The following is a 21633-nucleotide window of genomic DNA, read 5'->3' as shown; positions in this document are numbered from 1 at the left end:
ATGCGGATCATCGTGGACACGCGGGAGCAGGCCCCCTTCTCTTTCGCCGGCTACGACGTCGAGATCACGGCCGGCACGCTCCAAGCCGGCGACTACTCCATCCCGGGCCTGGAATCGCTGGTGGCCGTCGAGCGCAAGAGCCTGCCCGATCTGGTGGCGTGCCTGGGGCGGGAGCGAGAGCGGTTCGAGCACGAGCTTGAGCGGTTGCGGGGGCATGAGGCTGCGGCCGTGGTCGTCGAGTCGCCGCTGTCCGATCTGGTCACGGGCAACTACAGGTCCAAGCTCAATCCCCAGGCCGCCTATGAGTCGGTGGTGGCGTTCATGTGCCGGTACCGCCTGACGTTCTATTTCGCCCAGGACCGGAGGGGAGCCGAGAGGTTTACGTATTCGTTCCTGCGGCACTTTTGGCGGACGGTCGAGCGACGGTATAAGGCGGTCGCGTAGCGTGTGGCATCCCTCGGCATCGCCCTCGCGGCTATGGTCCAAGCCAGGGCGGACCTGTCGCCGCATGAGACACTGGTGGGACTCATGATGGCACTCGCTGCCGACAAATCCACGGGCACGGTCTGGCTCAAGCGGGCCACGATGCAGGCCCGGACGCGGCTCAGCCTGGGGCAGCTCACGCGCTCCATTGCCGGGCTGATCGGCAAAGGGGTGATCGAGCGACACAGGACGCCACGGGCCACGGTCTACAAATTCCGGCCCCCCTATATACAGGATGGAGAGATGGATGGGTCACTGGTGGACCATCAGATGGGCCATGGGTGCACCACCGCAGCGCACGCCGCGCCCATGATCCAGGACGGCAGGGGAGACGGGCCGAGGTCGCTGGACGAGTTTAAGCGGGACCGCGAGGCCCGCCCGGTCAGGCGCCGCAGGTGCGCGAGATGAAGCGCGTGGTTGCCATGGGCGATATCCACGCCGGGCATTTCGCCGGCCTCACCCCTCCCGCTTGGCAGTACCGTGCCGGCATGGGGCCGGACTACATGCAGGCACGTGGAGCCATGCAACGGGAGTGCTGGAGCTGGTACGAGCGCACGATAGCCGCCCTTCAGCCCGTGGATGTGCTCCTGGTCAACGGCGACATGATCGACGGCAAGGGCTCTCGCTCGGGAGGGACCGAGCTTGTCACGTCCGACCTACGCGCTCAGGCAGACATTGCCGCCGCCTGCATACGTGAGGTCAAGGCCGGGCGGATCGTCTGCACCCACGGAACGCCCTATCATGTTTCGGCCGACGGCGAGGACATGGAGGAGATAGTAGCCGACAAGGTGGGCGCATCCATTGGCGGGCACGAATGGGTGGACGTCAACGGCTGCGTGTTCGACGCCAAGCACAAGGTGGGATCGTCCCAGGTCCCGCACGGCCGGCACACTGCCATGGCCCGGGAGCGGCTGTGGAACCAGCTTTGGGCCGAGCAGGACGGAGCCCCGAAGGCCAATGTCATCCTACGATCCCACGTCCACTATTTCGCGTTCAATGGGGACGCTGATTATCTCGCTATGACCCTGCCCGCCCTCCAGGGAATGGGCAGCAAGTTCGGTTCCCGGCAGTGTTCGGGGCTGGTCCATTATGGCCTCGTGCATTTCGATGTGGCCGACAACGGGAGTTACACATGGATGCCGCACATACTCAAGATTCGGTCGGCTCGTCCGCGTGCTGTGAAAGCGTGACCATGGACTTCGACGCTCTCTTTGCCGGTCTCGCGTTTCAGGTCGGAGGCGATGGCTATACCACGGCCGAGATCATGGAGCAGACCGGCATGTCTCCCGAGTTGACTCGGCGCAGGATCAAGCAGGCCCTAGCCGCCGGGCTATGTAGGGTGGGGCGCAAGCTGGTGCAGCGGATCGATGGCCGGGTAGCACCTGTGCCGGCCTATGTTTTTGAGGGTCGATAATGCTGGACCGTGAGCCCGTCTACCTCGACCCGGCCGAGGATATGACCGTGTGCTGGGCTCGGGCCAAGTCACACCGCTGGTGCGTGGGGTGCGGGACGGTGTTCACGGTTTCGGTGTTGGGCGCGCTTGCTGGCAGGGGCCGGTGCCCATGGTGCGGGAGCGGGGAGACAAGGGCGATGCAGGAGGTGGGGAGATGAGCGGAGGCTACCCCTACAACATGGCTAGGTGGCGCAAACTGCGGGCTGCCAAGCTGCGGGCGAACCCCATGTGCGAGTATTGCCCCCAGCAGGCTCAGGCCATCGCAACCGAGGTGGACCACAAACAGGCCATCAACAACGGCGGGGACCCTTGGGCCTGGGACAACCTCGCTTCGGCCTGCGGGGCCTGCCACAAGAGCAAGACCGTCGCCGACAAACAGGGGCGGCCGTGGGTGCGGCGAGGGTGCGGACCCGATGGGATGCCGATTGACCCGGCGCATCCGTGCTACAGGGATAGGGTGGTGTAATCTTTGGGGTTGTTGGGCTGGAAACCGATGTGGCCCAATCACGTAGAGTTTCGTCTGGCTTTTGGGGTGCTTTTCCCGGTCATTTTATCCCAAAAATTTCGTTTTAACGCAAGGAAAAGTTGAGGTCGGCCATGGGTAAACGAGGACCAAAACCGCAGCAGGCACTCGCCGCCGTCCCCGAGGTGGGCAAACGCCCCGTGGAGCGCGTCAAGCCGTTCTCCGGGATGAGCCCTGTGGCGAAGGAAATGTGGAAGCTGGTGGTCGAGGACTACCCGGCCGACCACTTCAAGGCCGGCGACCTTCCCCTTCTGCGCCGGTACTGCGAGGCGTATGCCCGTGCCGTCGAGGCGGAACAGTCCTTGGCGGTAGAGGGGATGATTGTCCCAACGGCGACCGGCTCCACGAAAGCCCACCCGGCTATCGCTATCGGCACGGCGGCGGACGGGACCATGAAAGCCCTGGCCGTGGCCCTGCGCCTGTGCGCCAATTCCAGAATGTCACCGAAGCAGGCGGGCAAGGAAGAGAAGCCGGTTGCCACCCCGTCCGGCCGTTCCGGGCTCATGTTCGGGGGCAAGGGTTGAACATTTACCAATCGGACAGGGGCGACAAGGTTGTCCGATTCATGAATAGCCTGTGCGTGCCCGAGGGAATGCACCAGGGACAGCCGTTCCGGCTTAGAAACTGGCAGACTGACATAATTCGGCGCGTCTACAATCCTGTTGACGAATACGGGCACCGTGTCGTCCGCAAGGTTATCTACTCCGTCGCCAAAAAAAACGGGAAAACACCTATCGTCTCTGGTGTGGTCTTGGCGCACCTTTGCGGGCCAGAGGCCAAAACAAACGAACAGCTTTATTCGGCGGCGTTCGAACGCGAGCAAGCGGCAATCACCTTTCGATATGCCCGACAAATGGTCGAGATGGATGACGAGCTTTCTTCCGTCGTCAACGTCAAGGCGGCGACTAAGGAGCTTGTTGCAACAAACGGGTCCATTTTCAAGGCTCTGTCCAGCGAGGTCAAGGGGAAGCACGGCATAGGCCCTGCGCTCCTGCTTTTCGACGAACTTGCACAGTTCGGGGCAGACCGCGAATTTTACGACACACTGGCGCAGGGTCGCGGCGCCCACCTTGAACCGCTCATGTGGATCATCTCCACTCAGGCAGAGAATGATGCTGCGCTTCTGTCTCAGGAAATCGACTACGGCCTCAAGGTCATGCGTGGCGAAATCGATGACCCCACGGTAGTGTGCTTTCTTTTTGAGACGCCACCCGAAATGGATATTGAAGACGAAGAGGCGTGGAAGCTGTCAAACCCGGCCTATGGAGACTTTTTAAATCCAGCCGACATGCGCGAGGCGGCCCGGACGGCCAAGGCCATGCCGAGCGCGGAGGCCGGATTTCGCAACCTCCGCCTTAATCAACGGGTTTCTTCGGCCGCCCACCTCATCACCCCCAACGTCTGGAAGGCCAACGGCGAAGAGCCGGACCTTTCCGTTTTCGAGGACCAGCCCGTAACCGGCGGCTTGGACCTTTCGGGGAAAAATGACCTCACGTCGCTTGAATATGTGGCAGAAGACCATGAAAAAAACTGGCACGTCCTGTCGTTCTTCTGGACGCCAGCCGACAATTTAAAGGAGCGGGCCGACCGGGACAAGGTCCCTTATTGCCTTTGGCGCGACCAGGGCTATCTGACTGCCGTTCCCGGGAAGACCATTGATTACCGCTATGTGGCACGCGCCATCGCCGAACACCGGTCACGGATGAACATCGTCGGCATCAAGTTCGACCGCTGGCGCATCGCCGATTTGCAGCGAGCCCTGGACGAAGAGGGCGTGGACGCCTGGATTGAGGGCGTCGATTGGTCACCCCCACCCAAGAATCACACCGGGACATGGCCGCCGATGCCGGACGGCCTGCGGCTCATTCCCCACGGCCAAGGCTTCAAGGACATGAACCCGGCCGTGGAGATCCTCGAGGATGCCCTGGCAGAGGGGAGAGTCCGCCACGGGATGAACCCCGTTTTAACCATGTGCGCCATGAATGTGCGAGCGCAGAAAGACCCGGCCGGAAACAGGAAGTTCGACAAGATCAAATCCACCGGCCGCATCGACGGCCTTGTCGCCCTAGCTATGGCCTTAAACGGGGCGACGGGCTCCCCGCCGAAGAATGCCGGTCCGAGCGTCTACGAAGGACGCGGCTTCCTGACCCTGGGATAGGAGACCCCCATGCAAGACACGATCAAGTCCGCCATAGCGCAGTTCAAGCGCCTTGCCATCGCCAATTTTTGGGACAGAAGGGCCGCCTTTTTGGAGGTCAAGGCCGTGACCATGTTCCGGGAGGCCGGGACTGCCCGGGAGAACGCCCGGCAGGCCCTTCAACTGCCCGACGACGGCGCGGCGAAGGTCTTTGACGTGCTGATTGGGGGTAGTGGGGTGAAGACGGTGGTGAAACCGGAAGGCGGCGAGGGGGTGGTGAACTGATGGCTGGCAAGACAGGCCCGACCAAAGAGGATGCGCGGACTTTCTTGAAGCGCCTGCAACAGGTCATGGCCGGGCGGACCTTAGACAATTGGATTTCCGTCCGCGACATAGTGCGCGAGATGGGGGAGTGTCATAACATCCCCGAGAAACGCTGCCTCTTCCTTCTCGAAAAGTGGGCTGGCTGTGGCTGGTACGAATACGGGGTGAGTCTGGACCTGGGCTGGCTCACAGAAGAGGGCATGGCCCTGGAGGTGAACTGATGCAGACCGTCCAACAACCCCATTCCCCCGTCCCTCTGTCGATCCCTCACGCCGGCATGTGGTCGAATTTCCGGCAGGCCGGGTGCTGCCCGCAGTGTGGCCGGTGGTGCAAAAAGGGAAACAAGGGCACGACGCACAAGCCGATTGGGCGGGTGCGGGTGCGGAATTTGCACTGCGAGGACTGCGGGGAGAGTTTTAAGGCGATTGAGGTTGACGAGACGGTTTAGGCGCTAGCGGGCTGTTCAATTAAAATAAACCTGTACTTAATGTCGTAGAGCCCTGAACTCCTTGGGCAGACGGAAAGTTTTGTGATTGTTTTACCGTTAACCGGCTCACCTTTGATTATAGCCGCTTCAAAGTATTCCACCCTGGCTGAGTTGGCGTCAAATTCCGAAATTTCCCCTGGCCCCGTACTCACAGATACTGCCCATTCTTGTTTCCCGGTCATCATGCCACCTTTCTTATGTTTTCGATTGCCATCGCCTCCGCCTTTGCCCTTGTCATTTGCCCCCTCTTTTGAAGCATTGATGCCGCATCGTTCCCGTTCTGCGGCAGTGCGTGGAAACTATCCCCATCAAGCCATATAGACCCCATGACGAGGGAGAAGTCTGGCAGGGTTGGCATGTGGTTATCTCCCCTCCTTTGAACAAACCAGCGACGGAAACTTGCCGCCGGCCCATCTCACTCGCATGTCCTTATGGGCATCCCTCTTGGCCGCCTTATGGGCGGCAATGGTCTCATTGTACATATCAAAAAAACAGTTTCCACTTGCAGTCGTCCCCGTGCGTCTCGTCGTAATCCCTCATGCTTGGGCAAAACAAGCACTCCGCATCGCCGTCTCGATCCTGCCCTGCCCACTCGATATCGCGCAACATGCCGATGGCGATATTCAGTAATTCTTCTTTTGATTTTGCGGCCATCCCGTCGCCCTCCCTTTTCTTTGGACAGTATCGGTCTATTGATTGGCCGGGAGAATGCTTGCCCTGAGTTTCTCAAATTCTCCATGGCTCATCTTTGTTTGAAAATGATAATGCCTACACCGTGAGCATCTAAATGTCACCGCAACACCTCTTTCATAGGTTTTTATGACCGTATCCCCAAAATTACCATCGTCCTCTACTATGGTTGAAAAATCAAGACATTCTACAAGTGTAACGCCCCAATCGTCTTGACCACATGATCCACAATTGTGTCTAATCTTAACGCCCATTTCTTTGTTCCCCATTTTGTTTAATGTGTCCCCCTCCACTCCCTTGGTAATTCCCCTTTGAATCATAAACCCGTTCCGTCCCGTCCGGCAAGGTCATCACGCGGCCCAAGTAGTTGCCCCGCGAATCGTAAAGGCTCTTCTGGCGCGGGTTCGCCGTGTTGGTTGTCGCCCGGCCCCGGTAATGTCCCTTGGCGTCGTAAAAGTGTGTCTCATCTTTGGCGAAGGCCAGGGAGGCGAAGAGCAGGACGGCGGCGGCTGCGATGACGGTACGCATGTCAACCTCTCTTTTGCCCCCCCCTATTCTACCACTTCAAAACCAGCCCCGAAAGGACTAAAATGCGCCCCATGACACGTTTCTTCCTGGCCCTGGCCCTTGTTCTTATCCCTACCCTCACCCTTGCCGGCGAACGGACCTATGGCGACCTGTTTGCCGTCGTCATCAGCGTCTATGACGGCGACACGATGACCGTCTCTATCCCGGACGTGCATCCGCTCCTGGGCGACGGCATCAGCATTCGGGTGCGGGGAATCGACACGCCGGAAATGAAGGACCAGCGGCCCGAGATTCACGCGATGGCCGTCCTGGCCCGGGACATGGTGCGCGGCTTGTGTCCGTCTGGCTCGACGGTGGAGTTGCGCGGCGTCGGCCGGGACAAATATTTCAGGATAGACGCAACGCCGGTCTGCGGCGGTGTGGACGTGGCGGCGGAATTGGTTAAGGCCGGGCTGGCGCACGGGGACTATGAGGGCGGGACGAAGGTGGCGTGGTGAGACGGAAAAGGGCCGCTTTCGAGCGGCCCTGTGACTAGCAGTGGGCTTTCTTGTGGTCATTCCCGCAGGCATCGCCGCCGTTTTTGGGCTTGTCAGGGGGGAGGATGAAGAAGAGAATGGCGAGAGCGATCCCGAACAATCCGATGAGGTTATATATCCACGTGCTGCTCATTTGTCAGCCCTCCATTGCAGGAATAAACATAATCCAGCGAGGGTAAAAGCCCATGCCAGCGGCAACACCCGTTCTTGGATAATCGCTCCGACAAAGCAACCCGCTGCCATCTTCTCGATCAGGTCAACGATTCGCTTCCTCACGCCCAGACAATGCCCATTTGGCGGCCCAGGTCAAGTTAACTCTTGTTTTTTGGTAGAAGAAAAAGGGCCGCCCCACCCGGAGCGGCCCCCTATTCTCGACGATCTGGCCCCTATCCTTTGTTCAGCAACAGCCAAAGGCTCCGAAAGCCTTCCATAGCATCGAAGACTTGGCAGTAGGCCAGATGCAGGTTTCTTTCTGCGTTGTCGAACATGCGATAGGCCGGCGTCATGGCCTCGTCAAAGTAGGTGGACACGCCGGATTTGCGGTTCACCCGGAACGGCTTCGTGGCTTCGGCTTTCACCGCCTCCAGTTCGCTGCCCAGGATTTCGTGCGCGTGGAGATACCGGGAAAGCAGGTCCATCCAATACTGCGGCGATGGCGGCAGACTCCGGTAGAGGGCCTTGTAGTCGTCCAGGGTGCTGCGAGGGTAGGCCGGCGGGAGAGCCGGGGTAGCCGCCGCTCCTTCCAAGGCCGGCGCGTCCACGCTCCGCACCTGCATGGCGATCACGTAGTCCCGGGCCTCACCGAACAGACTGACGGGCAACTCCTCGTAGCGCGGCACCTTGAACTTCCGTTGCAGGCGCATCCATATTTGCGAGAAGACCTTACGCTTCACCGCGTCCGGGTAGGCCGACGCCTTGGCCTGGACCAGTTCCTTGATTTCCTGTTGCTGGCCGGCAGTCAGTGTGCCGGTGGTGGGGCAGATTTCATACTTGCCCTGCCGGCGCAGGGCCGGGATGACCTCCGAGGCTATCCAGTTCGTGAATCGGTCCGCCTCGGGCTTGTTCGAGCGGAAGGCCAATTTGTAGACGGCTGGTTCGGAGATCGTGGCAACGTCGTTGACTTGTTTTCTCCCGTCGCGGGTACGGGTCGGGAGTTTCCCCACCCGTTTCCATGTGTCGGGGATGGCGCTCAGGCTCTTCATGCCCTGCCAGGAAATGTTCATGGCGGCGCACACATCCCGGGCTACGAACCAAGGATTGCCGTCGCCGTTAATGACGGTACGGATTTCGTGAGACTCGAAGGCGAATGGGACGGGATTGCTCGTCGGGACGGGTTCGGATATGATCGCGCTAGCCATAATTGCACCTCGCATGTGCGGTTACTGGTTAGGCCCTGGTCGGATGTTCCAGCATCCGGCGGGGGCCGCTTATTTTTGGGCCTTGTCTCTCTCCAATTTCTCCTTGACGGCTTTTATGAGCCAATCCCTAAAGGTTATGCCCTCCATCACCGCTGCGGACCTCGCCTCCCTGTGAAGGTCGAGCGGGAACTTCCTGACGTTGATAATCGTTGTTTCCATATCCACGCTCCTGGTGGTCTAGCTAAGCTAGCTTGGCGTGCTTGTCAACCCGGCCCGCGCTGAAATTTTGACCTGTCAACAAAAAAAGCCCCGGACACCCAGGGCTTTCTGGCGTCAGATGGTTGTCAAACTCTACCTAGCACCTTTTGATGAACTTAATTTCAACTGTTGCCTCTCTGCGGTCAAAAATTGACGTTACGCCAGGGGGTGGTCCAGTCATTTCTAATATTTTAATATCTAAAACGTACCCGCTGCATTTTGCCCTTAAAAGTTTTTCCTTAACTCCGATATGGTAATTAAGCTTGCCAACATCACGTCCGTTTGAGTCATGAAAAACCAAGACAATATCGTACATTGAGGATGATTTGGCGTAGTGTTCAATCGGCCTATCTGCCAAGAAAAGACTATCCCCGCACTGTAGACCGCGTTGAATATCTAAAGAGATTTTACATATTATTGACTTTTTCGGTCTATATGTTTTTGAAATCTGCTCAGCTAAACAGTTGCTTCTCCTTTTTATCTCAATTTCAGATGCGTCTTTTGAGAAAATCTCAATTCTAACCCTTTTCTTCCCGCCAACATCAGAAAAAATAGCTTCTACGACTCGCCCCTCTCTCTTAGCTAATGAGATATCTTCCGTGAATTTGTCCGGCACTGTAGAAATCTTCCCGCCCTCGCCTGGATTCCCAGGTTTATAGACGTGGTACGCGTATGACTCCGATTTTGGCCATAAATTTAGCACCTTACCGTCAGGGCACAGGTTGACAATTCCTTTTTCCCCGCCCCTTGGGGCGAATACGCAAACTTTGTTTTTCTCCATGACTAGCCCTCCGGTTTTTTTGTCCAAAATCCCGAGAGGTCAGTCTTTGTCAACAAAAAAGCCCCACGTGGGGCGGGGCTCGAAAGGTCGTGCAGGACAGCGCCTGCTACGAAAACAGCTTCAACGCGGCGACGACTCCCATGGCGGCGGCGAGAAGCGCCCCCATGCGGACGGTCAGGTCGTTCTTCATCTTGGCCATTTCGGCCGCGCATCAGTCCTGGAAGTAGTGGCCGCAGCCTTCGCACTTGTAGGCACGGAGGGGGTTTTCGTGGCCGCATTGGGTGCAAGGGATCGTGCTGTCGGGGTCAGTGCCGGCCCCAGACACGTCCTTCCCGCAATGCTTGCAAACCACCGCCTCTTTCTTGATGAACTCCGCGCAAAACGGGCACTTGCGCTCATCGCCGGCCGGGCCTTCTTTCCCAGCGATGGCCGCGAAGATCACCCCGAACGGCCCGAGCAAGAGTCCGAGAAAAAACCAACCGCCCGCGCTGCGCCCCTTCGATGACGCAATCATGGCCGACGCGATGCCGCAACAGATGGCGACGAGAAAATAGCCCATGTGCCCCTCCCCTTTCGGCTCCCAATACCAGGGAGCCGGGACGAGGGGCAAGAGAAAGGCCGCCCCGAAGGACGGCCCGTCAAACCGGCAACTGTTGCCGTTTTGGTCAAGCGGCCTTCCCGGGATGCTTCGACGTGACCGCATTCCGCTCTCTGGCTGCCGCGTTGGCGATGAAGGCCAGGGGCACCTTATCGGAACGTTTCCGGTTGTAAATTTCTTCGAGCACGGCCAGATAGGCGTCAACGGCCGTGCATTTTTGGAACAGGTAGGGATGCGCCGTCATCTTGGACTTGAGGCGCGGGAGGTCGAGGCCATCGGCCTTGGCGACCTTGGACAGGGCGATGACGAAATTCCGATTGGTTGCCCCGTTGAAGCCGGCCGACTTTGCAGCGGCCACGAGGTCGGCCACAACAGCAAGATGGGCGGTGTCCTTGACTTTAAAAGTCCCACTTTTGAATGCCTTGGTGTGGTTTCCCGAGCCGGCGGTATTGCCTCCGAGCATGGAGACAACGCAGGTAAGGGGGATACCGGTTTCGTCTTGGTATTTCTTGACCTTCAAGTAGTTCACATTGCCATTGCGGACGTGCGAGGTCAGATGGTCTTGCCAGTCCCAGGGCGTGGTGGCGTCCTCCAGTTCGTGGATTGTCGCCTTGTCGTCGCAGACGACGTACTTTACGGGGATGCCGAGCTTTTTGGCGACCTCGAACCTGTGGTGGCCGCCCTTGATTTTCAGGTGGCCACCTTCGCGGACAACGTGCATGGGGTAGGCCGGAATCCATCCGTTTGCCTTCATGCTCTTTTCGAGCTTGGTGATCTTGTCCACGTCGCGGTTGAGGTTGTGCAGAGCAAACATTCCATAGTTGCGTGTCTCAAGAACCTTGGACATTTATTCAACCTCCTGGCTTGCAATCCAGTCTTTGATTTTTTGGAAAGCTTCCTTCCGGCCGGGATCGTCTCGCTTGATCCTGCTTAATTGCAGGATGGCGATTTCGACGAATTGCCACGCTTCGGACGGGGAGTCTTCGGGGGCCAGCTTCTCCCGTTCACGGGCGTAGGCGCTTCGGACGGCGGATGGGCGCTTGCCTGTTTCTTTGGCGATCTCTTCGGATGCCTCCCGGATTGACTTCCCTTGCCCGACCATCTTTTCGATCTTGGCGACGACTTGTATGGGGTCAAGTTTGCAACCAGTGCAACCACCCTTGACCGGCTCCTGGCCTTGGTTTTCGGGTTGTTGGTCAACTTGACCAGTGGCGGCCTTGGCAATCTTTTTTCGGAGAGTTTCGATGCTGACCAACGTGTCGAAGTGCTTTTTAATGTCGGCTTGAATTTCACGACTGACCTCTAAAAACGACTTCGCCACGTCGTCTCCGCTTTCCACCGCCTCTTGAACGGCCTGCTCCACCCAAAGGGCACACGCCTCACTCATTGGCATCGTCGCCCACCTCCTCCCGCAACGTCGCTCTCCACCAATCCAGGAACGGATCGCGCTTCACCAACACCTTCCGGCCGGACTTCACGAAGCACGACACGGGAACCTCTTTCCGCGCCCTGGCGTTCAAGATGGTCCGCCAGATGATGGCCCCGCCAGTGAGTTCGTCGATACTTTGCCCTGCAAAGATGGGCGGGAGCAGGCCCCGCAACTCTTCCACTGCCATTTGTGTATTTCCCATGCCGATTCCCCCGTGTTGTGATTCGTTCACTAGGGGCAGTATATCCGCAGGCACAGGATAAATTCAATAGCGAGACTCCCCCACGGGGGACCAACCCCCTTCCGTTTTCTTCAATAAGCCCCCTACGCTGTGACTAGCGAGGGGGCTTTCATGCCGCAATTCATCGACTCCGCACAGTTCCGTGCCGCGCCCAAGGCCGGACAGAACGTCCAGAAAGGCTACAGCTTCCAGGCGAAAGGCTTGGACGTTGCGGCCCGCACGGTGTCGTTCGTCGCTTCGACCGAGGCCGTGGACCGCATGGGCGACTCCATCAAGCTGGCCGGCTGGCGGCTGGATCGGTTCAAGAGCAACCCCGTCATTCTTTTCGGCCACGATTCGCACGACTTGCCCATTGGTAAGGCCGTGTCGGTCGGCATTGAGGGTGACGCTCTTGTCGTTACCGTCCAGTTCGCATCCGCCGAGGCCAACCCCATGGCTGAGAACGTTTTCCGGCTCATCCAAGAGGGGTGCCTGAATGCTGTTTCGGTTGGCTTCATCCCGATCCGCTGGGAGTGGGTGGACGACGAAGCGAATGGCCGGTGCGGTATCGACATTCTGGAAGCCGAGCTTTTGGAAATTTCCGTGGTTCCCATCCCCGCCCACCCGGACGCGCTGGTGCAGGCCGGCATGAAGGGCCTGGACGCCTCCCCCATGCTGGCGTGGATGCGCGAACAGGCCGGGGCCGCCCCTAAGCCGGAAGGCGCCGACGCGACCAAGGGCGACGACATGCCGCCCGAGGACATGCCCATGGACGACCCCGAGGACGACAGGCCCGAGGATGAGGCCGGATGCCAGGGCGACAAGCCCAAGAAAGGATTTTCCAGCAAGCGGGCCGGGCTCGTTTGCCGTTTTTTGAAACTCAAGAGGGCGGCATAGCCCGCTCAAAAGGAAGGAGAATCTCCATGAAGGATATTCTGGCCCTCCGCAAGGAGCGGGCCGAAAAAGTGGACAAGCTGGCCGCCGTGCTGACCGAGATCGGTGACGGCGACCCGACCGAGGACCAGGCCAAGGCGTTTTCCGACGTCGAGGCCGAAATCAAGTCCTTGGACGGCCAGATTGACCGGGCCGAAACCCTGGAAGCCGCCAAGGCCAAGTCCGCCGTCCCTGTCAAGGACGAAGCCGCCCCGTTCACGGTGGAGCGTGACGCCAATGGCCTGCCTCGCATCGTCCAGGTCGAGAGCGACCAGAACATCAAGGGCGCGACCTTCGGCAAGTTTGTCCGGGCCATCGCGGCCGGTGGCGGCCAGAAGTCCGGCGCGACCGCTGCCGCTGCCAGCCTCTACGGCGAGTCCCACCCCGTCACCAAGGCCCTGGCCGCGTCCATCGGTTCGGCCGGCGGCTTCCTGGTCCCGGCCACCTACAGCAATGAGGTCATCGAGCTGCTCCGCGCCCAGGCTGTGGTGCGTCGGGCCGGTGCCCGTTCCATGCCCATGCAGGGGACCTTGCTCGTGCCGCGCATCACCGCCGGCACGTCGGCGTCCTACGTTGGGGAAAATAACCCCATCGGCAAGACCGGCATGACCTTCGGCCAGATCCAGTTGAACGCCCGCAAGCTGGCCGCCGTGGTGCCCATTTCCAATGACCTGCTTCGCGCCAACGGCCCGGCCGCTGACGGCATCGTGGCCAGCGACATCGTTTCCGGTATGGCCCTGACCGAGGATTCGGCCTTCCTGCGTGGCGACGGCACGGGCAACGCCCCCAAGGGCATCTATCACTGGATCGTGGCCGCCAACCGTCAGGCGACCGCCGGCACGACCCTCGCCAACATCGAAACCGACATCCGCTTTTGCCTCAACAGCCTGCTCGGCAACAACGTGCGGATGCTGTCCCCCGGCTGGATCATGCCGCCGCGCTCCCGCGTCTATCTCCAGTTCCTGCGCGACGCCAACGGCATGCTGGCCTTCCCCGAAGTCTCCCAAGGCCAGCTTAAGGGCTACCCGATCTACGAGAGCAACGTGGTCCCGGCCAACCTCGGTTCGGGCGGCAACGAAGCGGAAATGTACCTCTGTGACATGGCCGATGCGGTCATTGGCGAGGAGTCTGGCATCGAACTGATGGTGTCCGACACCGCCGCCTACAACGACGGCAGCACCGTCGTGGCCGCCTTCTCGCAGGACCAGACCGTGGTTCGCGCCATCGCCCGCCACGACTTCTGCCTGCGCCACGACCGTTCCGCCGCCATCGTCACCGGCATCACCTGGGGCGCGTAAGCGCACGGGACAAGAGGAGAATCAGCCATGCACATGAACGCCCAAGGCATCGCCGAGACCCTTGCCGCCCGTTTCGCCGCCATCTCGGCGGCCACGGCCGGCGGGACCGGTGACGCCACCGAAGTGGACGGCGCGTATATCGACCGCCAGGGCTTTTCGAGCCTCAAGGTCATCATTGCCTACACCGCCACCCTGGCCGCTACCAAAACCCTGACCGTTGCCGCCAACCTCCAGGACGCCACGTCCACCGCCGGGGCCGGCGTTGCCGACTTCGGGGCCGCCCTGGCTACGGCCGTGGTTGCGACCGGCCCGACCGGCGGCGGCACCGTGACCGGCGTGGTCGAACTCGACTTCGACGTGTCCGGGGCCGACCGCTACGTGCGCGTCCAGTACACGCCCGATCTGACCGCGACCGGCACCGACACGGCCACACTGTCGGCCGTCTACGTCCTGGGGGGTGCCCAGGTGCAGCCCGTGACCGCCAAGGCCAACTAGGCGGAAGCGCATAGCGGGGCCGGGCATCCTCCCTCGGCCCCGCACTTTCGGGGGGAAAGTATGCTGATCCAGTTCACGCGCAAAGTTCCGCCCTACAATTCCGGCGAAGTGGCCGGCTTCCCCGTGCTTGAGGCTGACCGGCTTGTTCGCCTGGGGGCCGCCACGCCCGTCAAGGAAGCCCCTGCCGTGCCCGCACCGGCACAGGGCAACGCCTATCCCGACAAGTCCATGCCCCAGGCCCCGGCCAACCGCCAGATGGGGCGCAAGGGGCGATAATGGGCCTCTTTTCCCGCATGTTCCGCCGCAAGTCGGCCGGGACCACCAACCCCGGATGGCTTGGCCGTCTTTGGGGCGGCGGCCCGACCGGTTCCGGTGTCAATGTCGATCCGGCCACGGCGCTGGGGCAGTCCACGTTTTTTGCGTGCTGCTGCATCCTGGCCGAAGACGTGGGCAAGCTTCCGGTCGCCGTCTACCGCACGAATGAGGCCGGCAAGTCCGTCGTCGCCAAGGACCATGCGCTTTACAAGCTGCTGCTTCGCCCCAACGGCTGGCAGACGCACGTCGATTTTTTTGAACAGATGATGTTCGGGCTCCTCCTTTGGGGCAATGCCTACGTGGTCATCCTGCGCGACGGTCGCGGTCGCCCCGTGACCCTGGCTCCGATCAATCCGTCCCAGGTGACGGTGATGGTCGCCCCGGAAGACGGTTCCCTGTTCTTTCAGGTCGCCCGCACCGGTCCCCACGATTCCGCCATTCTCCGCGACCAGCCGTTGACGATCCCGGCCCGTGACGTGCTGCATGTCAAGCGGCTCAATACCGGCGGCTTGCTTGGCACGTCGATCTTGACCGGCCTGCGGGAAGCAATCGGCCTGGCTATCGCTACCGAACAGCACGGCGCAAACCTGTTCCGCAACGGGGCGCGGCCGTCCGGCATCCTGGAACATCCGCAAATCCTGAGCGAGGGCGCGGCCGAACGTCTGCGCCGGCAGTGGGACGGTATGTATTCCGGGACGAACAACGCCGGGAAAACCATCGTTCTCGAAGAGGCCATGGCCTACAAGCCGCTCTCCATGTCCTCGGTGGACGCCGAATGGCTGGAAAGCCGTAAATTTCAGGTCGAGGAAATCGCCCGCGTTTTCCGCATCCCGCTTCACATGCTCCAGCACACGGAGAAGTCCACCACGGCCGGGGCCGGGCTGGAACAGCAAAGCCGGGGCTACTACGACCAGACGCTCATGCCCTACCTGGAGCGCATCGAGGCGGCTTTCGACCGCGCCTTCGGCCTTAGCGAGGCCGGAATTTCCGTTTCGTTCGACACGTGGGCGCTCCTCAGGGCCGACATCAAGACCCGGTTCGAGGTCTACGCCAAGGGCATTCAGTGGAGCATCCTGGCCCCCAACGAATGCCGCGTGTGGGAGGGCGAGAGCCCCGTCGAGAACGGCGATTTCCGCATGGCCCCGGTCAACATGATGCCCGTGGACGAATGGGTCAAGGGCGGCTGGAAAAACGTCTCCACCCCGGCTGAAGGTGACGGAAGCGGGAGGAAGGATTGATGGCCATCCGCATCATCACCCCGCCCGCCTCCGAACCCGTGACCCTGGCCGAAATGAAGGCTTGGGCGCGGATCGACGCGACCGGCGACACCGCAGCCGATGCGGCCAACGACGCCTTGCTTTCGTCGCTCATCACGGCCGCCCGCGAGGAGGCCGAGAACCTGACCCGCCGGGCGATCCTGATGCAGACCCTTGAACTGACCCTCCCCGGCTTCCCCCGGTGGGGCCAGGGTGTCGAGCTCCCCCGGCCGCCCCTGGCCGCCGTGGAGTCGGCCGCCTACTTCGACGCTGGCAACGCCTCGGTCACGATGGACGAAGCGGCCTACGTCGTCTTGAACGCCTCGGACGCCGTGCCGCCGTCGCTCTACCCGGCCCCGGGCGGCTTCTGGCCCGACACCTTCCGCCGGGCCGACGCCGTGACGATCCGGTACACGGCCGGCTGGCCGAATGCCGCCGCCGTACCCGAGAACATCAAAACCTGGATCAAAATGCGCGTGGCCACCCTGTGGGCCAACCGCGAAAGCATCGTCGCCGGCAATGTCTCCGCGTCCGCCGTGGAGGTGCCGTCCCGGTTTGCGGACGGCCTCTTGGATCGCTGGCGCATCATGGAGGTTTCCTAATGCCGATCGAATCCGATTTGCTCCCCGCCGAAGAGTTCCACCGCGCCGTCATGGAGGCCGCCAGGGTCTTCTACGACCAAACCGGCGTCCGGGCTGTGCAGGTGAAGCTGTCGTGGCAAGCGACCATGGGCAGCGCTGCCGACGTGGTCGACGTTGACGTGGCGATGGAGTCGTAAATGGGTATTCGCGCCGGGGAACTCAAGCACCGCCTGACCATCGAGGCCAACACGCCCGTCAGGGACGAATACGGCGGGATGGTTCCGGGCTGGGCTCCGGTCGCCAAGGTCTGGGCCAAGCTGTGGGCCAAGTCCGGCCAAGAGCGGCAGACGGCCCGGGCCAACCAGGCCGAAGTGTCCCACGGCGTGCTCATGCGGTCCTTCGCCGGCCTGACCACGGCGCACCGCCTAACCATGGGCACGCGGTCCTTCGCCATCACGTTCATCAACGACACGATCCCGGGCCAATTCACCCTGGACGTGACCGAAAAGCTCGGCCGGGAGGCTTCGTAAATGGTCCTCGCACGGATCGACCTTCGCCCCCTGATCGTCAAGGCCATCGTCGCCCGGTTCGACGCGAACCCGACGCATGGCTTTGCCACGGGCATCGGTGTCCGGTTTGCGTTCGGCGCGGCCGCACAGGGGTGGGCGCTGCCCTACTCGGTCTTCTTCTTCGTGGACGCCCCGGACGCCAGCACCTGGACCGAGCGGGCCGTTGACGTACTGGTCCAGTTTTCCGTGTGGGCCAAGACGGCCGGTGCGGCCATGAATCTGGCTTCCCTGGCCTACGACCTTTTCGAGGAACAGGAGATGTCCACCGTCGGTCTCATCCCTTTCCGGCTGGTGCGGGACACCCCCGTGCCGACCATGGACGAATCGGACGGCACAACCGCCCTTTGGCAATCAGGAATCACCCTGGCCGGGCTGGTGCAAGCGCTCTAGCACCGGCCTTTCCCGTAAAATTCAACCTTCAAGGAGCACACGCCATGGCGCTTCGTGCGGAATTCCTCAAGGCCGTCAACTCGGCCGTCGTTCTCGGGACATTTAGCGGTGACCCGGCCGTGGTCAAGGGGCTCAACTCCCTGACCATGCCCGTCGAGTCCCGCGACCTTCTCACCTTCTCGACCTTCGGCGTCGATTTCCAGACCCAGGAAGTGGGCGAGGGCAAGCGGTCGGCCGCCGCCTTCTCCGGCTACACGATCCTTGGCGACGAAGAGGGCCAGAACGCCCTGGAGGCCGCCATGGTCGCGCAGACCAAGCTCAAGGACGTGCGGTTCTACTTCGACTCCGTGACCATGCACTTTCGCGCCCTGGACCTCGCCAACGACCCGGATGGCTTTTTCCAGGTTTCCAAGGCCGGCCCGGACGGCGCGGCCGGCAAGAACGACTCCTACAAGTTCTCGGGCGAAATGCCGTGCGGCGGGGCCATCAAGACCTTTGCCTATCACGTGACCGCCTCGGACATCGCTTTCGTGGCGACCGGCTCCAAGATCACCAGCACCACCACGGACTTCGAGGCCGCCGGGTTCAAGGCCGGCCGGACCATCATTATCGATACCGGCACGAACAAGGGGTACGCGAAGATCACCACCGTCTCGGAAAACGAGATCGTCATCAGCACGTTGACCACCGTGACCGGCAACACCGTCGCCACGGGCGTGGCCGTCATGGATGCGGCCGCCGGGGCCACCACCCTGCACGCCAGCACCTACTAGGCGCGGCTCCATATTTGGGCGGCAGGGACGCGCGTGTCCCGGCGGGTAAACCCCGGCCCGCCAGCCGCCCATTAACTACGGGATTCCTCAAGAGGGGAAACGCCATGTTTATGCTGCCCAAAAAGTCCAAGGCCCCGAAGTCCGCTTGGTACACCTACAAAGACGGCGTGCAGTTCGAGGTTTCGCTCCTGGTCCCCGGCCAGCAGCGCGACATCAACGCCAAGACGCAGAAGATCGTGGCCGGCGGCAAAGACGGCTTTGTCCAGGAGTTCGACACCGCGTCGGCCAGCCTCATGAAGGCGCAGATGGCCATCACGAACTGTCGCGGCCTCAAAGACCCCGACGATGCGGACGGTCCGGACGTCAAGATGACCACGGCCAACAAGATGATGCTCCTGAATAATGAGCCCGACTTCGAGGGGTGGGTGCTGTCCAAATACGCCGACCTCGAAGAGTCCTATCGGCTGGAGCAGGAGGCCGACGAAAAAAACTCCTCGTCCTCGGCGAATGGCTAGGCCGTGACGCCAACTGCGAGGCGTGCCGTGTCGCTTACGCACCGACCCCCTGGGACAAGCCGGCGGACGTGGAGCGCAAGAAAAACGGCCCGCCTTGCGGGAAGTGTCGGCCGGACATCGCGCCGGGGAATGTCGAAGCTTATGGCATCTGGTCGCGCTGCCGGGGGCAACTGATCCTGGGATTTGGCGGGGCCGTGGACATCAACGTGGTGGCCGTCAAGACCATCATGGACCTGGAAGAAGTCGAAGACCAGCGCGAGTGCATGGCGAAAGTCCAAACCCTGGCCGCCATCGTCCTGAGTGAGCAGGCCCGGAAGCGCGAAGCCGAGAAAGAGACGGAATAACACGGGGCCGGGACAGCCGGCCCCAACAACCGGGAAGCGTTATGGCCCAGGCTACCTACATATCGAACGTTGATGCCATCCTTGAGGCCATGAAAACTGGCATCGAGGCCGGCGTTTCCGAGGCGGTCGAGAAGATCGCAGCCAAGGCGCGACAGCTTTGCCCGGTCGGGACGGTTACGAAGGGGACTCGTTCTTTTTTTTACGCCCGGACTCTGAAATACAACCGAGCCAAGTGGAAGAAGCGCAAAGAGTTGGCTGAAAATGGGCAGAAATGGGAACTCAACAGCCAGGGGAAGCGCACCAGAAAAGACACAAACAACGGGTCTGGTTGGACCGCCCGCCGGCCCGGGACTCTCCGAGACTCCATTTTTACCCGCGTTCGCTGGAAGGATGGAACGTGTCTCGGATGGGTCAAGGCCGGTGCGGAGGGTTCGCCCGGCGGCTCGGCTTTCTACGCCCCGTTCGTGGAGTTTGGGACGTCAAGAGAAAAGAATGGAGCGCGACCCTTCATGCGCCCGGCCCTGCGAGGGGCAAGGGCCGCAAGCCTTAACGACATCGGCATGGCCATCGGCCTTGAACTTGGACAGACCACGCGCCGGGGCGTGAAGCGGAAGGTCTACGGGGCTTAGGCCCAAAGAATTTCGCCCCGCCAACAGTGGCGAGGCAGATCATTGACAATTGAGGAAGGGATGTCTGCTTAACGGGGCCGGTTTCCGGCCGGCCCCACATATTTTGTTGCGCCTATCCTTTGTTCAGCAACATCCAAATGTTCCGGCAGCCATTCAGGGCGTCGAACACGTTGCAGTAGGCGTGATGTTGATTTTTCTCGGCCGCATCAAACAGGCTGTACATGGGCGACATGGCCTCATCGAAGTAGGTCGATATGCCAGACTTCCGGTTGACGCGGAACGGCTTGGTGGCTTCGGCCTTGATTTCGTCTAGCTTCCGCCCGAACGCCTCGCTGGCCTTGGCGTACTCGGTCAGCAGGTCCATCCAATACTGCGGGGTGGGCGGCAGGCCCCCGTACAGGGCGCAGTAATCGCCCAAGTTGTTTCGTGGCCGACCGGCCGGCAGGGCTTTGGGCTCCACTCCTTCCCGGAAGGCAATCAGCGCGTCCACGAACGCCAGCGCCCTGGGCAACTGGTCCACGGTGATCTCGTCCACGGACTTGACGCCGAAGACCTCGTGGAACCGTCGCCAAAAGGCGATGTAGGCCGGGCGCGTCGGTCCCTGTTCACCCATCAGCTTGTTGACCAGCACGGCCAGCGGGTTGCGCTCTTGGGCCGTCGTGCGGCGCGGGATGGCGGGAGAGGCGACGGGAGCAGCCAGGGCCTTGGGTTGGCCGGCAATCTCGGCTTCCATGGCATTGAACGCCTGGACGTACCGAATCTTCCAGAGGATGGCCTTTTTGCCCGTGAAGCCCATGGCGACGATCACGAAGCCGTCGCGGGTCATGTCGTAGGCGGGGCAGTCTTTGAAGCCGCCGCCGTTGGGGATTTCGACACGGTAAGACGTGCGCTCAAAATTGAGCCCACCGAACGATTCCGGGGCGTTACGGATAATGGCCTCAATCGACCGGATGACGTTCTTGTGCTGCTTCCCGAAGTGGTCGGCAACCTGACGGGACGAAACGACGGGCCGCCCGCTGACAATTTTAAGGACAGGGCCACTCGGGGCGTTGGGATCGACGGTGGGGACTGAATTGATCGAACAGCCGGTTTCGTTTAAGATGGCGCTAGCCATGGTCGTACCTCCTGTGAAGGTCGGTTGTGGTTAGGCTCCGGTTGGACGCGGGAACGTCTGGCCGGGGCCGTTTATTTGGGACGCTGCAACTCCTGGTTTTCGGCCAATTTCCTCGCTCCGTACAAGAAAATTTCCTTGAAGTTCAAGCCAAGTTCTGCGGCCAGGATTTTCAATCTCCTGTGCTCCTCCTTTTCCAATTTGATTGAGATGGCGACAATTTCCTTGCTCATGGGGAGTAAGTACGTATCTACTCCCAGCCTGTCAACCCGGCCCGCACCGAAATTTCGACCTGTCAACAAAAAAAGCCCCGGATACCCGAGGGCGAAAAGTTTTTAGGGTCACGGCCCTGGTGCTTTACCGGCCGGGTTCTGCCTTGGCGGTTTCCTCTGTCGGCTCTGCCACGGTTGGCGCTTCTTGAGAGGCCCGCGCCTCTTGCTTTTCAAGGATGGCCAGGATTTTCCGCAGGACAACAAGCTGCTTCCATTGGTCTTGAATGTGCTCATTGATTTTGAAGTACCAGCAATTGAATTCTCTTAGCAAAAGAAAAATTAACAATAATACGCCGAAGACAATAGACAGCTCAACAATACCAATTCCAAACATTATACTTTCTCCT

General features: G+C 60.8%; 34 protein-coding genes. 22 read left to right on the top strand and 12 right to left on the bottom strand.

Going from position 1 to position 21633, the window contains the following annotated elements:
• From DFW101_RS17510 to DFW101_RS17465, 8 genes are all read left to right on the top strand, one after another.
• Entirely contained in the window at positions 1-444 is a 444-nt protein-coding gene (locus tag DFW101_RS17510) for an ERCC4 domain-containing protein (RefSeq protein WP_009182849.1), read from the top strand.
• Between the two features lie 443 nt (positions 445-887).
• Positions 888-1673: a hypothetical protein gene (locus DFW101_RS17500; protein ID WP_009182847.1), complete on the top strand. Its 786-nt coding sequence runs from the start codon at positions 888-890 to the stop codon at positions 1671-1673.
• 2 nt (positions 1674-1675) lie between these two features.
• Positions 1676-1897: a hypothetical protein gene (locus DFW101_RS17495; protein WP_043643040.1), complete on the top strand. Its 222-nt coding sequence runs from the start codon at positions 1676-1678 to the stop codon at positions 1895-1897.
• 193 nt (positions 1898-2090) lie between these two features.
• Positions 2091-2402 (top strand): HNH endonuclease, encoded by a 312-nt coding sequence (locus DFW101_RS17485; RefSeq protein WP_009182844.1) that lies wholly within the window; start codon positions 2091-2093, stop codon positions 2400-2402.
• Between the two features lie 131 nt (positions 2403-2533).
• Positions 2534-2983 (top strand): P27 family phage terminase small subunit, encoded by a 450-nt coding sequence (locus DFW101_RS17480; protein WP_009182843.1) that lies wholly within the window; start codon positions 2534-2536, stop codon positions 2981-2983.
• Positions 2984-3024: 41 nt separating this feature from the next.
• On the top strand, positions 3025-4617 hold the full coding sequence (locus DFW101_RS17475; RefSeq protein ID WP_009182842.1) for a terminase large subunit: 1593 nt from the start codon (positions 3025-3027) through the stop codon (positions 4615-4617).
• A 9-nt stretch (positions 4618-4626) separates the two neighbouring features.
• The gene (locus tag DFW101_RS17470; protein WP_009182841.1) at positions 4627-4881 is read left to right on the top strand and encodes a hypothetical protein; all 255 of its coding nucleotides are present in this window, start codon (positions 4627-4629) and stop codon (positions 4879-4881) included.
• Complete coding sequence (locus DFW101_RS17465; protein WP_009182840.1) at positions 4881-5141, top strand: hypothetical protein; 261 nt, start codon at positions 4881-4883, stop codon at positions 5139-5141. The genes DFW101_RS17470 and DFW101_RS17465 overlap by 1 nt, the downstream gene beginning before the upstream one ends.
• Positions 5142-5890: 749 nt before the next feature.
• On the opposite strand, the gene DFW101_RS19670 is transcribed toward DFW101_RS17465, so the two are convergent.
• Together DFW101_RS19670 and DFW101_RS17455 are read right to left on the bottom strand one after the other, a co-directional pair.
• Positions 5891-6061, bottom strand: coding sequence for a hypothetical protein (locus tag DFW101_RS19670; RefSeq protein ID WP_009182838.1), 171 nt, complete (start codon positions 6059-6061; stop codon positions 5891-5893).
• A gap of 279 nt (positions 6062-6340) precedes the next feature.
• Positions 6341-6625, bottom strand: a complete 285-nt coding sequence (locus DFW101_RS17455; RefSeq protein ID WP_009182837.1) for a hypothetical protein — start codon at positions 6623-6625, stop codon at positions 6341-6343.
• Between the two features lie 71 nt (positions 6626-6696).
• Between DFW101_RS17455 and DFW101_RS17450 the strand changes: the two genes are divergently transcribed.
• Positions 6697-7122 carry a thermonuclease family protein gene (locus DFW101_RS17450; RefSeq protein WP_043643491.1) on the top strand — a complete coding sequence of 142 codons (426 nt, stop codon included), beginning with the start codon at positions 6697-6699 and terminating at the stop codon, positions 7120-7122.
• A 34-nt stretch (positions 7123-7156) separates the two neighbouring features.
• On the opposite strand, the gene DFW101_RS19665 is transcribed toward DFW101_RS17450, so the two are convergent.
• From DFW101_RS19665 to DFW101_RS17420, 8 genes are all read right to left on the bottom strand, one after another.
• Positions 7157-7294, bottom strand: a complete 138-nt coding sequence (locus DFW101_RS19665) for a hypothetical protein (protein WP_009182835.1) — start codon at positions 7292-7294, stop codon at positions 7157-7159.
• Between the two features lie 253 nt (positions 7295-7547).
• Complete coding sequence (locus DFW101_RS17445; protein ID WP_009182834.1) at positions 7548-8519, bottom strand: BRO family protein; 972 nt, start codon at positions 8517-8519, stop codon at positions 7548-7550.
• Positions 8520-8588: 69 nt separating this feature from the next.
• Complete coding sequence (locus DFW101_RS17440) at positions 8589-8738, bottom strand: hypothetical protein (protein WP_009182833.1); 150 nt, start codon at positions 8736-8738, stop codon at positions 8589-8591.
• Between the two features lie 136 nt (positions 8739-8874).
• A complete protein-coding gene (locus DFW101_RS19660; RefSeq protein WP_009182832.1) occupies positions 8875-9558 on the bottom strand; it encodes a hypothetical protein in 684 nt (227 codons plus the stop codon).
• Between the two features lie 211 nt (positions 9559-9769).
• The gene (locus DFW101_RS19655) at positions 9770-10117 is read right to left on the bottom strand and encodes a double zinc ribbon domain-containing protein (RefSeq protein WP_009182831.1); all 348 of its coding nucleotides are present in this window, start codon (positions 10115-10117) and stop codon (positions 9770-9772) included.
• Positions 10118-10223: 106 nt separating this feature from the next.
• On the bottom strand, positions 10224-11003 hold the full coding sequence (locus DFW101_RS17430; protein ID WP_009182830.1) for a ParB/RepB/Spo0J family partition protein: 780 nt from the start codon (positions 11001-11003) through the stop codon (positions 10224-10226).
• On the bottom strand, positions 11004-11549 hold the full coding sequence (locus DFW101_RS17425; RefSeq protein ID WP_009182829.1) for a hypothetical protein: 546 nt from the start codon (positions 11547-11549) through the stop codon (positions 11004-11006).
• Complete coding sequence (locus DFW101_RS17420; protein WP_009182828.1) at positions 11536-11787, bottom strand: hypothetical protein; 252 nt, start codon at positions 11785-11787, stop codon at positions 11536-11538. The genes DFW101_RS17425 and DFW101_RS17420 overlap by 14 nt, the downstream gene beginning before the upstream one ends.
• A 150-nt stretch (positions 11788-11937) precedes the next feature.
• Here DFW101_RS17420 and DFW101_RS17415 point away from each other — a divergent pair, with 150 nt between their 5' ends.
• The 13 genes from DFW101_RS17415 (at position 11938) to DFW101_RS17360 (ending at position 19903) form a co-directional block, all read left to right on the top strand.
• The gene (locus tag DFW101_RS17415) at positions 11938-12702 is read left to right on the top strand and encodes an HK97 family phage prohead protease (protein ID WP_009182827.1); all 765 of its coding nucleotides are present in this window, start codon (positions 11938-11940) and stop codon (positions 12700-12702) included.
• 26 nt (positions 12703-12728) lie between these two features.
• The gene (locus DFW101_RS17410) at positions 12729-14036 is read left to right on the top strand and encodes a phage major capsid protein (protein WP_009182826.1); all 1308 of its coding nucleotides are present in this window, start codon (positions 12729-12731) and stop codon (positions 14034-14036) included.
• A gap of 27 nt (positions 14037-14063) precedes the next feature.
• Positions 14064-14531, top strand: a complete 468-nt coding sequence (locus tag DFW101_RS17405) for a hypothetical protein (RefSeq protein ID WP_009182825.1) — start codon at positions 14064-14066, stop codon at positions 14529-14531.
• Positions 14532-14591: 60 nt separating this feature from the next.
• Positions 14592-14807, top strand: coding sequence for a hypothetical protein (locus DFW101_RS17400; protein WP_009182824.1), 216 nt, complete (start codon positions 14592-14594; stop codon positions 14805-14807).
• Complete coding sequence (locus tag DFW101_RS17395) at positions 14807-16084, top strand: phage portal protein (protein WP_009182823.1); 1278 nt, start codon at positions 14807-14809, stop codon at positions 16082-16084. The genes DFW101_RS17400 and DFW101_RS17395 overlap by 1 nt, the downstream gene beginning before the upstream one ends.
• On the top strand, positions 16084-16704 hold the full coding sequence (locus DFW101_RS17390; RefSeq protein ID WP_009182822.1) for a head-tail connector protein: 621 nt from the start codon (positions 16084-16086) through the stop codon (positions 16702-16704). The genes DFW101_RS17395 and DFW101_RS17390 overlap by 1 nt, the downstream gene beginning before the upstream one ends.
• Positions 16704-16880, top strand: coding sequence for a hypothetical protein (locus tag DFW101_RS19650; RefSeq protein WP_009182821.1), 177 nt, complete (start codon positions 16704-16706; stop codon positions 16878-16880). Before DFW101_RS17390 ends, DFW101_RS19650 begins: the two co-directional genes overlap by 1 nt.
• Positions 16881-17213 carry a phage head closure protein gene (locus tag DFW101_RS17385; protein WP_009182820.1) on the top strand — a complete coding sequence of 111 codons (333 nt, stop codon included), beginning with the start codon at positions 16881-16883 and terminating at the stop codon, positions 17211-17213.
• Positions 17214-17642 (top strand): tail completion protein gp17, encoded by a 429-nt coding sequence (gene gp17 / locus DFW101_RS17380; RefSeq protein WP_009182819.1) that lies wholly within the window; start codon positions 17214-17216, stop codon positions 17640-17642. It begins immediately after the preceding gene.
• 44 nt (positions 17643-17686) lie between these two features.
• Positions 17687-18415, top strand: a complete 729-nt coding sequence (locus DFW101_RS17375) for a hypothetical protein (protein WP_009182818.1) — start codon at positions 17687-17689, stop codon at positions 18413-18415.
• A 104-nt stretch (positions 18416-18519) separates the two neighbouring features.
• A complete protein-coding gene (locus tag DFW101_RS17370; protein WP_009182817.1) occupies positions 18520-18930 on the top strand; it encodes a hypothetical protein in 411 nt (136 codons plus the stop codon).
• 68 nt (positions 18931-18998) lie between these two features.
• Positions 18999-19274 carry a DUF1799 domain-containing protein gene (locus DFW101_RS17365; RefSeq protein ID WP_009182816.1) on the top strand — a complete coding sequence of 92 codons (276 nt, stop codon included), beginning with the start codon at positions 18999-19001 and terminating at the stop codon, positions 19272-19274.
• A 41-nt stretch (positions 19275-19315) separates the two neighbouring features.
• Positions 19316-19903, top strand: coding sequence for an HK97-gp10 family putative phage morphogenesis protein (locus DFW101_RS17360; protein ID WP_009182815.1), 588 nt, complete (start codon positions 19316-19318; stop codon positions 19901-19903).
• Positions 19904-20015: 112 nt separating this feature from the next.
• On the opposite strand, the gene DFW101_RS18720 is transcribed toward DFW101_RS17360, so the two are convergent.
• Positions 20016-21017: a Rha family transcriptional regulator gene (locus tag DFW101_RS18720; RefSeq protein WP_009182814.1), complete on the bottom strand. Its 1002-nt coding sequence runs from the start codon at positions 21015-21017 to the stop codon at positions 20016-20018.
• Between the two features lie 354 nt (positions 21018-21371).
• Complete coding sequence (locus tag DFW101_RS17350) at positions 21372-21620, bottom strand: hypothetical protein (protein ID WP_009182813.1); 249 nt, start codon at positions 21618-21620, stop codon at positions 21372-21374.
• Positions 21621-21633 lie beyond the last annotated feature (13 nt).

Source organism: Solidesulfovibrio carbinoliphilus subsp. oakridgensis, assembly GCF_000177215.2.
Taxonomy (GTDB): domain Bacteria; phylum Desulfobacterota; class Desulfovibrionia; order Desulfovibrionales; family Desulfovibrionaceae; genus Solidesulfovibrio; species Solidesulfovibrio carbinoliphilus.
The sequence above is the reverse complement of the archived record's forward strand: the minus strand, read 5'-3'. Positions and strand labels throughout refer to the sequence as shown.